We start from the raw sequence: 13023 nt of genomic DNA on the forward strand, positions 1-13023 counted from the left end.
GCAAAATTGTAAAACATGAAAAGAAAGATATACATAATTATACTTTTAGCAGTAATGGCTGTTGCGCAGGCTTGCCGTAAGGAAAAGGTAGTACTTACTGACCCCTATGCTGATGGTAAAGAAGTGCTCGGCATCAACCTTAACCGCGATGCGGTACCTGTGCCGGCCGCCGGCAGCCCTGGCACTGAGGTTACGTTTAAGGTAACCGGCCTGATGAAATATAAAGACCAGGCGCGTTTTTTATTTAACGGCGAGGAAGCCGAGATCATGTCAATTACCGATTCGGAGATAAAAGTTAAAGTTCCGGAATCGGGCAGTACAGGCATAACCTCTATAGTAATTGATGACCAGTTGGTTTTGGGCCCCGAATTTAAGGTTAACGGCTTAGTAAACATTGACCCGTCATTCCGTGCAACAAATGGCACAAATGGGCCGGTTAACGATGTATTCCCGCTTGCAGATGGCCGTAACCTGGTTATTGGCTCATTTACCAATTACGATAACAAAGGTATCATCATACCGATAAACCGAATAGCGCGCATTTCAGGCGATGGTGAATATGACCGTAGTTTCCGTACCGGCAGGGCTGCAAACGGTTCGCTATCAGGTATTATCGAGTTTAACAACAGGTTTTATATTTCAGGTGGTTTCAGTGGCTATAATCAGCGAACTGAAAATATCAGCAACATAACTGCCCTTACGAGTACCGGCGCGATAGATACAATTGGTATCAGGGTGTTTAAGAGAGGAAACAAAACTAACGATACATTAAAGTGGTTTCCGAGATTTAATGGGGGGACTAATAGTTACATAGATAAAGTCTATAAACATCAAAATAAGATTTTAGCGGTAGGCGGTTTCAGATACTATGTACGCCGTACTTACGGTCAACCAAACTATGATTTTTCTCGTGATACGGTAATTTTGGATAGTACAGAGATCCGCCAGGTACTTCGCTTTAACCTGGATGGTACGCTTGATTCAAATTTCCGTTTCAATAAGCAAACCCGTAAAGGTAACGTTTCGGCTAATGGTCCGGTAAACTCTTACATGCACACCGAAGGCGCTAACGCCGAAAAATTGGTGCTGTTTGGCCGCTTCAGCACGTTTGATGGGAAAACCGCGGGCAACATCGTTCGCCTCAACGTAGATGGAACCATTGACGAAACTTTCCAGTCAGGCGTAGGCGCGGATAATTCCATATCATCTTTAACTTACAACAATGTCACAAAAAAATACCTCATAAGCGGGGTGTTTAGAAACTACAATGGCAAACCGGCATTTGGTTTGGCTTTATTAAATGAGGATGGCTCGTTAGATCAGTCATTCCAGGGAAAATCGTTTGATAATTTTATAAGTTTCTGCAGGCAGTTAAATGATGGATTGATCGTTATTTCCGGCGGCTTTAAAAAGTATGATAACATTACCCGAAACGGTTTCGCCATACTTACGCCGACAGGTGCGTTAGCGAGTGGATATAATGCCACCGGTCCGTTTGCAGGTAGCCTTAATAATGTGATAGAAACACAGTCGGCCGATGGCAAACGTGCACTGTTGCTTATAGGCTGGTTCAATAAATTTGATAATGAGGACCGTTACAATATAATCAGAGTAACATTAGAGTAAACACCAATTATAATATACTATACAGATGATGAAATTGAAAACAACAAAAGCAGTGGCATGGCTGTTCATCTGCGCTTTGTTAACTGCGGCTATCGTATCCTGTAATAAGGATTTTACCCGTGTGCTGCCGGATAAGGAGTATACAGATTCGGTGGATGTATTTTACGGCAAGCGCAAGGTTTTATACATAATTACCGATGGCGCGCGTGGCGCTTCGGTAAATGCGGCTAATGTGCCAAACATTAAATCATTACTGCCAAAATCAATATACAGCTGGGTAGCGCTCAATGATCCAAACTCAAAGAATGATGCACGTAACTGGGCCGATATGCTTACAGGCGTTAAAAGTGACGATCACGGTGTAACAAGCAATACCTTTGAAGGTAATAACCTGGAGCGTTATAAAGTAATGTTTGAGCGTATTAAAGAGGTTACGCCTTCAATTAAAATTGCTTCGTTTTCGGCATCCGCTTTATTTAAAGAAAAGCTTACAGCCGGTACGGATATCAGCGAAGCTTATGCTACCGATGCTGAGGTTAAAACCGCTGTAGTAAATAATTTACAAAGCGATACGGCGACATTCGTGGTAGCACACTTTAATGACATTGACCAAGCAGGCGCACAATACGGTTACGATAACTCTTTCCCGCAGTACAAAGCCGCTATTGAAACATTTGATGGTTATGTGGGCGAAATTTTAAACGCTGTTAAAGCGCGAGAAAATTATGCTAATGAAGATTGGATGATCGTTATCGCGTCAAGCGGTGGCGGTGAATTTACCATTCCTCAAAACCAGAATGATAATACGGTTTTTAGCAACACCTCAGCAAATACATTTACTATTTACAGCGCTTTAAAATACAACCCGCGTATTATAAGTAAGCCGTTTACCGGCAACCGTTACCTGGGCCGCACCGTACGTATGCAAAACGAAGCGGTAAGAGCCGAGATTGACACTGCTGATATATTTAACCTGGGTGGTGATACCTCTAAGTTTACCATCGAGCTTAAGGTGAAAAAGAACGGTGAGCGCTTTAACTGGCCAAGCATATTAGGTAAACGCCGCGAATGGTCAAGCGGGCACCCATCAGTAGGCTGGGTAATTTACCTGGAAGAAAAATACTGGTATTTTGAGTTACGTGGCGCTAAAGAGGTAAATGGCAACTACAGGCAATGCCGCGGCCGCGATCTGGAGCCAAATCAATGGAAAACATTATCGGTAAAGAGTGAAATACGTGGGGGCCGCCGATACATACGCACCTATACCAACGGGCAGTTTGATAACGAAATTGATATAACTGATGCCGGTGATCTGGATAACAACGATAAGCTGAAACTGGGTTATCTGAATGGTACCGGACACGGATCTCCGGATGTTTACCTGAGTGATATCCGTTTCTTTAAAACCACTCTGCCTGATGCCACTATACAAAATTATGCTTGCGAAACAACTATCGATGAGGGACATCCGTATTATAGCTTTTTAGTAGGCTACTGGCCGGGTACCGACGGACAAGGAAACCTCATCAGGGATTTTGGCCCTCAGGCGCGCGACTTTAAGTTGATAGGTAATTATAAATGGGAAGATTTTAATGATTTGATATGCCCGCCATCAGCAGAAACTTTGGCACAGTTTGTTCCGCAAACCACAGATATTCCATCACAGGTATTTAACTGGTTTAGGATAGCAAGCCGCCAAAGCTGGGATTTAAGCGGACGTGTTTGGTTAGATCAATAAACTGAGTAGGAAGAGATAGAGTAAATATAACCAGTAACCATTATGAGAAAAGTTATATACAGCCTGACGGCTTTATGCCTTGCAGGAATTATTATTGCATCGTGTAGTAAAAATAAGCTGGATAACGTTGATCCGATTGATGACGAGCAGCGCAGCGTTTCAGGTGAGGGGATTATCGCAAGCGGCGTTGTTGCCGATAATGAATCCGTGCGCGTACCTTTTAAAATAACCCTGGACGCACCGGCGAAGAAGGCATTCCAGGTGGGTATTACGTTAAACACGGATACCATCACCAAACTGATCAGCAACGGTACGTTAACCAATACCGTGGCTTTGCCAAGCGGATCAGTTGATTATCCGAACGTAATTAATGTACCATACGGGGCTACAAGCGCAGTAGGCGAGGCAGTAGTACGTTTAAATGTACTCGAGAAAAATTTTGGTAAAGATGTAGCTTTCGCTTTTAAACTTGCCGAACCGGGCAAGGGCAACCAGATAAGCGCCAAAAACTCAAACATTATGGTAATAATGGATAGCGATGCCCTGATAAAGGAAAGCGACATTCATTATATTTCCATACAAAACGGCGCAGGCATACTTGATGTCGACTTTAATAAAAACTACAACAAATCTTGGCCGGGTGGCATAACCGTTCCTATTGCTATTAATTTAGCCGGTAAACCTGCCGGGGCGTTTAATGTGAAAATTGAACTTGATACGGATACGCTGGCAAAATTAATAGCCAACAAGGTACTGCCGGCAAATACTATTGCGCTAAAACCTGATGAGTTTACGCTTGACACCAATATTCGTATTGTTACAGGGGCGAGCGGAGCAGTTGCGCGTCTTCAAATAGGCTGGCCTACGTTTGATGCAAATATTATTGCAAACAAACGCTTTGGATTTGTACTTAAAATTACCGATCCTACCAAACACTTGCTTGATCCGGTAAAGAACTACGTGATAGTGTTAGTGCAACCGGAAGTGAATCTGGATAACAACTCCTATATTACCGGTAACGGAACAGGGCTTAAGGCCGAATATTTTAGTGATTACCAATTTTTAGATCAGGATGGCCGTAAGCCGACACTGGTAAGAATTGAGGAAAATATTAACTGGACAGGTGATGGCCCTTGGCAAAATGCTACACCTGGTATAAGCCGCGATAATTTTTCAACACGTTGGACCGGTGAATTCCTGGCTCCCGTACGTGGCGAGTACAAATTCTATCAAACCGAATGGGATGACGGATCACGTTTGTATGTTGATGGTAAAGCACTGGTTAACGACTTTACCGATAGGTGGGATGTGCCTGAACGTGTCGGAACTATATTTCTTGAACGTGGTAAACGTTACAAAATTGAGGCACATCACAGAGAAAACGTTGGCGGGCAACGAGCTATACTTGCTTACGAGGTAAAAAATGCAACTGAGCCTAAAAACGTTATAATTAGCAAGCGCGTAATACCAATGAGCCAGTTATTCCCGGCTCCGTTAAATTAAAATATCAGATAATGAACATGAAAGCATTTTATAGAATTTCATCAGCCATTGTACTGGTAGCTATGCTGTCCGTCGGCTGTAAAAAAGAGAAAGCGGAAACAAAACCCGAACCGGAGTTGCCGCGTCCAGTCGCTGATTTCAGTGTAGAGGTGCCTGATACGCTCGAGTACAATAAATTTAAATTTACCAGCAACTCTACTGATTTTGAAAGCTTGCTTTGGCAATTTGGAGATGATAGCACATCAACAGACCCAAATCCAATGCATAAGTATGAGTTTGACGATAACTACAAGGTAAACCTTACAGTACGTAACAAGCAGGGTTTTACATCGAGCCGTGAAATTATCTTGCGGGTGGCCGACCCTAATTTTGATCCGACAAAGATAGGCCCAAGTTATTTTAAAACTATTGGTGGTACGTTATGGGTATCACGCGATAATGGTGGCGGTCCGGATGGCGGCGAAGGTTCAAAAAAAGTTGTTGACGATAATCCTAATAGTAAATTTTTACAATCCGGTTTTGCTGGTGACCTGGTAATTAAGTTCACGCTCGACAGTGCGGTTGTTGCCGGTGGCTATACTTTAGTCTCGGGTAATGACGCGCCAGACCGCAATCCAAGAAACTGGGAGGTTCAGGGTTCAGAAGATGATGTTAAATGGATTACATTGGAATCAGCAGCTGCCTCAAATAACCCGAATTCTGTTAATTACAAATGGTTTTTCACTGCTCCAAACCAACGTAAGTTTTGGCATTTTAAGAGGAATAATACAGCTTACAAATACTATAGGTTAAGAGTAAAATCAAACTGGGGTAGCCGCGATTTTCAATTGTCAGAGTGGTCTATCAACAAAAAACAACCGGATTGATAAACAATACCTAATACTTAAATCCATCACAAAAAAGGCGCTTAACCACATAGTTAAGCGCCTTTTGAATTTTTGTTAAACTTTTAATATTCGCTTGCATGGCTCAGCAAATCAATATCATCTTTAGATAATTTGATTTCGGCAGCCTTTGCAATATCGGTCAACTGCGCAACACTGGTGGCGCTGGCAATGGGGGCGGTTATGCCTGGTTGCGCTATCAGCCAAGCTACAGATACGGTTGCCAGCGGCACGTTATGTTTTGCGGCAACTTCATCCAAAGCCTTAAGTATGTTCTGACCACGATTATCCAGGTATTTTTTGATGCCACCGCCTCGCTGACTTTTATTAAGGTCATCCGCTGAGCGGTATTTGCCGGTTAAAAATCCGCTGGCTAATGAGTAATAGGTTATCACACCCAAATCCTTTTCTAAACAAAGTTTTTGCAATTCTGCTTCAAAGCCTTCACGATCATACAGGTTATACTCCGGTTGCAGGCTTTGGTAGGCGGCGAAACCATTATCTTCACTTACTTTTATAGCTTCAGCCAGGCGGTTGGCTTTAAAGTTTGATGCACCAATGGCACGTACTTTCCCCTCTTTTATCAGTTGATCGAACGCCTGCATGGTTTCCGCCAGAGGTGTGTCTTTATCATCATCATGAGATTGATATAGATCGATATAATCCGTCTGTAAACGCTTTAAGGACGCTTCAACGGCCCGGTTGATATACTTTTTAGATAAGCCTTTCATGCCTTCGCCCATAGGCTTGCCTACTTTAGTAGCCAACACTATTTTATCCCGCTTTCCGGTTTTTTTTAACCAATTACCGATGATAATCTCTGATTCACCACCTCTATTACCAGGCACCCAATAAGAGTAAACATCGGCGGTATCAACCAAATTAAAATCCTTATCCACAAAAGCATCCAATAATTCAAAGGATCGTTTTTCATCGGCCGTCCAGCCAAAAACATTTCCGCCGAAGGCAAAGGGTTTTACAGTCAACCCGGATTTTCCTATCTTTCTGTCTTCCATTACAAAGCCTTTTGATTGTTTTGAATCTGCTCTATAAGTTCATCAACCCAGCCTGAAAAATACGGCTCAGTTCCGCTTGCGCGTTCCCAGTTACCTTCCTCGTTGCGGATAATGATAAGTTCCAGGCTTCCGTCTATTGATTGGAATTTATACGCCTGGCCTCCACCGTTGGTAATTTCGGTCACTATTCCGTCAATTGGCCCGTCCGAGCCGGTTAGTACTGCTTCAAATTGTTCGTTCATAATAAAAATGTTTAATAGCCGCGTTTAAACATCGGCGGTTTAAGTAAATATCAAGTGCGACTTAAAGTAATATCCATAAGTATCACTAATAAAACACCAACATTAAAACCATTGAATTGAATGCATTGTTTGTACTGAATACATCTAACTGAATTATGAGAAAAAAGACAAATTATTTTCAGGTTGCCCAAAACGTGTGGGGGATGAAAATCACCTTTGTTAATGTTTACATGATAGCGAACAGGAGGGGAGCAGGTAAGGGTTGGGTATTGGTTGATGCCGGTTTGCGTGGTACCGCCAGGAGAATAATTGCCATGGCCGAAAGTATTTTTGGGCCGGGTACCAAACCTGCGGCTATTGTGCTTACACACGGGCATTTTGATCACGTTGGAGCGCTTGAAGAGCTTTTAAAATATTGGGATGTACCCGTTTACGCGCACCCGCTTGAGTTGCCTTATTTAACAGGTCAATCATCATATCCGCCCGCTGATCCGGGTGTAGGGGGTGGTTTAATGAGTTTGATATCCTGGGCTTATCCAACAAAGCCTATCAATTTAGGCAGCCGCGTAATACCCATTGATAAATATGAAGGTATACCTGAGTTGCCGGAATGGAAAGTGATTCATACGCCTGGCCATACGCCGGGACATATTTCACTGTTTTTGCCATTAAATACTACGCTGATTGCCGGAGACGCGTTTACTACTACTCAAAATGAGTCCGTAGTAAACGCATTGAATTTCAATAAAAAGCTTTCGGGCCCACCAATGTATATGACGACTGATTGGCACGCGGCGGAAAAATCGGTGCGTAAACTTGCCGCCTTACAACCCCGCATTGCCGGCACAGGGCATGGTTTCGTTATGCGCGGCAAGGAATTGCAAACGACGCTTAACTATTTGGCCAACAACTTCAGGCAGTTAGCGGTGCCAAAACACGGCCGTTATGTAAAACGTGCTGCCATGGCCGACGAAACCGGCGTTAAATACGTGCCATCGTATACAGAAACGCCCAACCTTAAGCTGAAAGCGGCTGCCGTGGCTTTAGGTGCTGCGGCGGTAGCGTTTTTGGTTACTAAAGCTGTAGCTAAAAGGTAGTATATTTACCGGGTGGAGAATATAGTACCCGATAAAGAGGTTTTGATAAACGCGGTAACCCTTAAAATGCCTTTCGGAAAATATAAAGGTACCTTGTTATGCGATTTGCCGGTTTACTACCTGGAATGGTTGCATAATAAGGGGTTTCCGGCGGGTAAGCTCGGTATGGCCCTTTCAACCGTTTTTGAGATAAAAACAAATGGTGTTACCGGCCTGCTTCTGCAGGTTAAGCAATATGTACAGCAACAAAAAAGCGACAGGTAAACCCGTCGCTTTTTTGTTATTATAATCTTTTGTACAATAATTATTCCCCACGCTTTAAGCCGTATTTCTCTATCTTACTATAAAGGTGGCTGCGTTGAATATCAATGTCGTCGGCTGTTTTTGATACGTTCCAGTTATTTTTCTCCAGTTTGAATTTAATAAACTCACGTTCAGCAAAATCTTTATACTCCTGAAAATTTTTGAACTGGTTAAAGTCTGTTTGCGGGGCCGCCGGCTGCGCGCCGTTAACCGGAGTTGCAGGTGCTGACGGGTTAGCAAACGATCGTACATCATTGTCGGTGATCATTTTATCGCTCATGATGATCAATCGCTCTACCATGTTACGCAACTCGCGAATGTTACCCGTCCAGGGTAGAGATTTTAAAGCCTCCAGCGCGCCTTCAGAAATTCGTTTGGTAGGCATGCCGTACTCGCCGCATATTTCGTCCAAAAAGCTCTGTGTAAGTAGCGGAATATCATCCTTACGCTCAATCAGCGGTGGTACGTGTATCAATATAACACTTAAGCGGTGGTATAAGTCCATACGGAAATTACCGGCTTCAATCTCTTTAAGCAGATCTTTATTAGTTGCAGCGATAACGCGCACGTCAACATCTATTTCCTTCTCGCCGCCAACACGCGTTATTTTATTTTCCTGAAGGGCACGCAGAACTTTTGCCTGGGCAGAATGGCTCATATCCCCAATTTCATCCAAAAACAAAGTGCCGCCACTTGCTGATTCAAACTTACCAATACGCTGTTTAATGGCCGATGTAAATGAGCCTTTTTCGTGACCGAAGAGTTCACTTTCGATCAATTCAGAAGGGATAGCCGCGCAGTTAACCTCGATTAGCGGTGCATTGGCACGGTTTGATTTTTCGTGCAGCCAACGCGCAACAAGTTCCTTACCGCTACCATTTGCACCAGTAACCAGTACACGGGCATCTGTGGGGCCTACGCGCTCAATGGTTTCCTTTATTTTTAATATTCCCTGCGATTCGCCAAGTATAGGGCGAACCTTTGATACTTTGCGTTTTAAGGTTTTGGTTTCAACAACTAAGCTACCACGATCAAGCGCGTTGCGTACTGTTATCAGCAGTCTGTTCAGATCAGGTGGTTTGGATATAAAGTCAAACGCTCCTTTTTTGCTGGCTTCAACGGCTGTTTCAACGGTGCCGTGGCCTGATATCATGATAAACGGCAGGTCGGGCTTAATGCTCAAACCTTCCTGCAACACCTCCATGCCATCCATACGGTTCATTTTGATGTCGCAAAGCACAAGGTCGTAATCGTTGTTCTGGATCATATCCAGTCCGTCAACGCCGTTATCTACATCCTCAACCTGATAATCTTCATATTCCAGAATTTCGCGTAGGGTGCTGCGGATTGCCCGCTCGTCGTCAATAATTAAAATTTTAGCCATTTGTATAGTTGTTCAATACCGAATCGGATGTTATAGGTTGCAGATAAACAAAAGATTTAACTACTGATATATGTATACAAAAATAAACACTATTGGTTTTTATAAATCTGATAAAAATCACACATGCTCAATAGCATGCTTGAGCGCGGCGTTATGTTTATATTTGAAAACGAATGGAAATATGATAGCGATAACCAGTGCATAGCCTGCAAAGGTTAGCCATATGCCATGCCAATCTCTAGTATTATCGGGGTTGGTGAAAAACTCATCGATCAGAAAACCGCTGGCTAAACTGCCGAACACGGCACCGAAGCCGTTTACCATCATCATGAATAAACCCTGCGCGCTGCCGCGTATCTCAGGAGTAGTTTGTGTTTCAACGAATAGCGAGCCGGAGATGTTGAAAAAATCGAAAGCCATGCCGTAAACAATGCACGACAGGATGATCATCCACAATCCGTCGGCAGGATTGCCAAAAGCAAACAAGCCGAAGCGTAACACCCAGGCCAGCATGCTAAATAACATCACGTACTTAATGCCGAACTTACGTAGAAAGAAGGGTATCGCCAGGATAAAGCCCGTTTCAGAAAACTGGGATATCGACATAATGATAGCCGGATATTTTACCGCCCAGGTATTCTTATATGTTTCTACTTCGGCAAAGCCATGAATATAGGTATCGCCGTATGCATTGGTGAGCTGCAATGCGGCACCAAGCAATAGGGAAAAGGCAAAGAATATAGCGAAACGCGGATCTCGAAGTAACTTAAAAGCGTTTAAACCTAAACTGCCCGAAGCCAGCACGCCTGTAGCTTTATTGAGCATTGGCCTTGCTTTAGGCAGCGTAAAGGCGTATAAACCTAATGCAAGAGCAACACCTCCGGCGATATAGAACTGATTAGCTGACGTTTCGTTTTTACTGATGCTTACCGTCCATAACGCCGCTATAAAGCCAACTGTCCCCCAAAAACGGATAGGAGGGTAGTCCTTAACGACATCCTTACCTTCATTTTTAAGTGCAGAGTAAGCAACGGTTATAGATAGTGAAAGGGTAGGCATGTAAAAAAACATGTTAATTAGCATCACCCAAAAAAATGTAATGGGGTTGCTAACCATGGGCAGGCAGAATAAAACACATGCGCCGCCTATATGCATTATGCCGTATAATTTTTCGGCGTTGATATACCTGTCGGAAATTATCCCGGTTAGCGCCGGCATAAAAATGGCAGATATACCCATAGTAGAAAAGATAGCGCCAAATTGCGCGCCCGACCACTGTTTGTTTTGAAACCAGTATGCACCAATGGTGAGCAACCAGGCTCCCCAAATAAAAAACTGCATAAAGTTCATTAGTATTAAGCGTAACTTAATATTCATAAGTGCTTGAGTAGTAATAAAAAGTCAGTTAAGTATTTAAAAGCGGAAAGTAGCTAAATATTACGATATAATAAAGCGCGAAAATTGTTATTGTTAAAAGAAAAACGCCACCATTTGGCAGCGTTTTGATTCGTTTAAAGATGTTAGATGTTTGGATCAGGATGACTTACGGCGATTGAGTTCATCGCGCAATTTGGCCGCCTTTTCATACGCTTCATCGTTCAATGCTTCCTGCAGGCGGGTGCGTAATTCATCCTCACTTAATGAAGCGTAATTACCCGTGGAGGCAGAAACACTTGGCTTGTCTTCGGTAGCTTCGTTCAGGTTTTCGAGGTAAACAAACTCGTTGCCCTCTATAACAATACCTGCGGTCGACAGTATAAACTCGTAAGTATAAATAGGGCAGCTGAACCTTACAGAGATGGCAATAGCATCAGACGTGCGGGCGTCAATCTCCATAGTGCGTTTACCATCGCTGCAAATCAGTTTGGCATAAAATATACCATCAACCAGGTTGTAGATAATTACTTCCTGTACGCCTATATTAAAAGATTGCGCAAAGGTTTTAAACAGATCGTGCGTAAGCGGACGACTGGGAGTCATCTTTTCAATCTCAATAGCGATTGCCTGCGCTTCAAAGCTGCCTATAATTATCGGCAGCCTGCGCCTGCCATTTATCTCGCCCAAAACAAGGGCGTAAGCGCCGGATTGTGTTTGGCTATATGAAAGCCCAACAATATCCAGCTCAATTTTTTTCATGTTATTTCCCATCGCAAAACCCTGAGGCATTTCCTCACATGTATTTTGTATGCTTTATCTTAAATGTTTCCGTCCCTGTATTCAACAGCGTTCGTGTTAAACAAAGCATATTGTACTATCACAAAACGATGCACAACAATCTTTGTTTAAAAAAGAAATTACTGTTTTCAGGGGACAATTATTCCGGCCTACTGTGCCCGGTTAAATTGAGCCGAATATACAAATTTGCTTTAATACCTCGACGCGTAATTCGGTGTTTGGCTTTCAAAAGCTATTTTTGAACCATTGAAAAATCAAACTACATCAAACTACACAATATATTATGGAGGAGAGCAGGCTACAAAAGCTACTGGCATTTTTTGAAAACGAACCTGACGATGAGTTTTTAAAATATGCCTTGGCAACCGAATATCTACGACTGAACGACACCGGGAAAGCGCTGGCTTACTATGAGGACCTGGTGAACAAACATCCGAATTATACCGGCACTTACTATCACTTAGGCAAATTGTATGAGGCGCTTAACCGCAAGGATGACGCTATCAATATTTATCAAACCGGTATGCGCATTGCGCGCGAAAAGCGCGATAATCATGCTTATTCAGAATTGCAGGCAGCTTACAACCAGGCGGCAGGGTTATTTGATGATGACGATGATGATTATTGATGTTCAATAATTTAGCATCTGCAATTTTTAAGCATTGAACTACAGCGAAATATTGGTCATATTGTGGTTTCGTGTTGATAAGCGAACATGCGGCCTATGTTGACAGATATGATTAAGTTGTTGTTTTAAAGTTATTTATGGTGTTGGTAAAGTTGTGCAAAAGCTGTTAATAATTATATCAAGAAAATACTTGACAAAGGTTAAATGGTGTGTATCTTAGTATTATCAAGAACGACGTGCTTTGACAACTTCACGGGAAAGCAAATAACGAACATAACAAACCTCAGGGTGAGTACAGTTTGAAAAGAGTTATTCGAGGCGTGTAGATATTAACGACGAAAGTGGTTTGATAAGATACACAGCTTGGCGAAGTATTGCGGAAATCGCGGCGCTCCATGGAGCTAAAGTGACAAGAAGCAATTGGTGG

Annotated in this window: 12 protein-coding genes; 7 read left to right on the forward strand and 5 right to left on the reverse strand. The window is 42.9% G+C overall.

Annotated features, from left to right (window positions below; genetic code table 11):
• Positions 1–15: 15 nt before the first annotated feature.
• The 4 genes from ABD960_RS08005 to ABD960_RS08020 are packed head-to-tail and all read left to right on the forward strand — an operon-like array spanning position 16 to position 5733.
• On the forward strand, positions 16–1626 hold the full coding sequence (locus ABD960_RS08005) for a DUF5008 domain-containing protein (RefSeq protein ID WP_345330499.1): 1611 nt from the start codon (positions 16–18) through the stop codon (positions 1624–1626).
• 25 nt (positions 1627–1651) lie between these two features.
• Positions 1652–3364 (forward strand): alkaline phosphatase family protein, encoded by a 1713-nt coding sequence (locus tag ABD960_RS08010; RefSeq protein ID WP_345330500.1) that lies wholly within the window; start codon positions 1652–1654, stop codon positions 3362–3364.
• Between the two features lie 42 nt (positions 3365–3406).
• On the forward strand, positions 3407–4867 hold the full coding sequence (locus tag ABD960_RS08015; protein WP_345330501.1) for a PA14 domain-containing protein: 1461 nt from the start codon (positions 3407–3409) through the stop codon (positions 4865–4867).
• A gap of 17 nt (positions 4868–4884) precedes the next feature.
• Positions 4885–5733, forward strand: a complete 849-nt coding sequence (locus tag ABD960_RS08020; RefSeq protein ID WP_345330502.1) for a PKD domain-containing protein — start codon at positions 4885–4887, stop codon at positions 5731–5733.
• 83 nt (positions 5734–5816) lie between these two features.
• Here the strand turns inward: ABD960_RS08020 and ABD960_RS08025 are convergent, their stop codons facing one another.
• Both ABD960_RS08025 and ABD960_RS08030 read right to left on the reverse strand, forming a co-directional pair.
• Positions 5817–6767, reverse strand: coding sequence for an aldo/keto reductase (locus ABD960_RS08025; protein WP_345330503.1), 951 nt, complete (start codon positions 6765–6767; stop codon positions 5817–5819).
• Positions 6767–7009, reverse strand: coding sequence for a hypothetical protein (locus ABD960_RS08030; RefSeq protein WP_345330504.1), 243 nt, complete (start codon positions 7007–7009; stop codon positions 6767–6769). The genes ABD960_RS08025 and ABD960_RS08030 overlap by 1 nt, the downstream gene beginning before the upstream one ends.
• A gap of 155 nt (positions 7010–7164) precedes the next feature.
• Here ABD960_RS08030 and ABD960_RS08035 point away from each other — a divergent pair, with 155 nt between their 5' ends.
• Both ABD960_RS08035 and ABD960_RS08040 read left to right on the forward strand, forming a co-directional pair.
• Positions 7165–8106, forward strand: coding sequence for an MBL fold metallo-hydrolase (locus ABD960_RS08035; RefSeq protein WP_345330505.1), 942 nt, complete (start codon positions 7165–7167; stop codon positions 8104–8106).
• Between the two features lie 12 nt (positions 8107–8118).
• A complete protein-coding gene (locus tag ABD960_RS08040; RefSeq protein WP_345330506.1) occupies positions 8119–8370 on the forward strand; it encodes a DUF3820 family protein in 252 nt (83 codons plus the stop codon).
• Between the two features lie 40 nt (positions 8371–8410).
• On the opposite strand, the gene ABD960_RS08045 is transcribed toward ABD960_RS08040, so the two are convergent.
• From ABD960_RS08045 to ABD960_RS08055, 3 genes are all read right to left on the reverse strand, one after another.
• A complete protein-coding gene (locus ABD960_RS08045; protein ID WP_345330507.1) occupies positions 8411–9793 on the reverse strand; it encodes a sigma-54-dependent transcriptional regulator in 1383 nt (460 codons plus the stop codon).
• 117 nt (positions 9794–9910) lie between these two features.
• Positions 9911–11170 carry a nucleoside permease gene (locus ABD960_RS08050; protein WP_345330508.1) on the reverse strand — a complete coding sequence of 420 codons (1260 nt, stop codon included), beginning with the start codon at positions 11168–11170 and terminating at the stop codon, positions 9911–9913.
• A 156-nt stretch (positions 11171–11326) separates the two neighbouring features.
• Positions 11327–11929, reverse strand: a complete 603-nt coding sequence (locus ABD960_RS08055) for a bifunctional nuclease family protein (protein WP_345330509.1) — start codon at positions 11927–11929, stop codon at positions 11327–11329.
• A 322-nt stretch (positions 11930–12251) separates the two neighbouring features.
• On the opposite strand from ABD960_RS08055, the gene ABD960_RS08060 reads away from it, so the two are divergent.
• Positions 12252–12596 carry a tetratricopeptide repeat protein gene (locus ABD960_RS08060; protein WP_345330511.1) on the forward strand — a complete coding sequence of 115 codons (345 nt, stop codon included), beginning with the start codon at positions 12252–12254 and terminating at the stop codon, positions 12594–12596.
• Positions 12597–13023 lie beyond the last annotated feature (427 nt).

It is taken from the genome of Mucilaginibacter defluvii (genome assembly GCF_039543225.1).
GTDB lineage: Bacteria > Bacteroidota > Bacteroidia > Sphingobacteriales > Sphingobacteriaceae > Mucilaginibacter > Mucilaginibacter defluvii.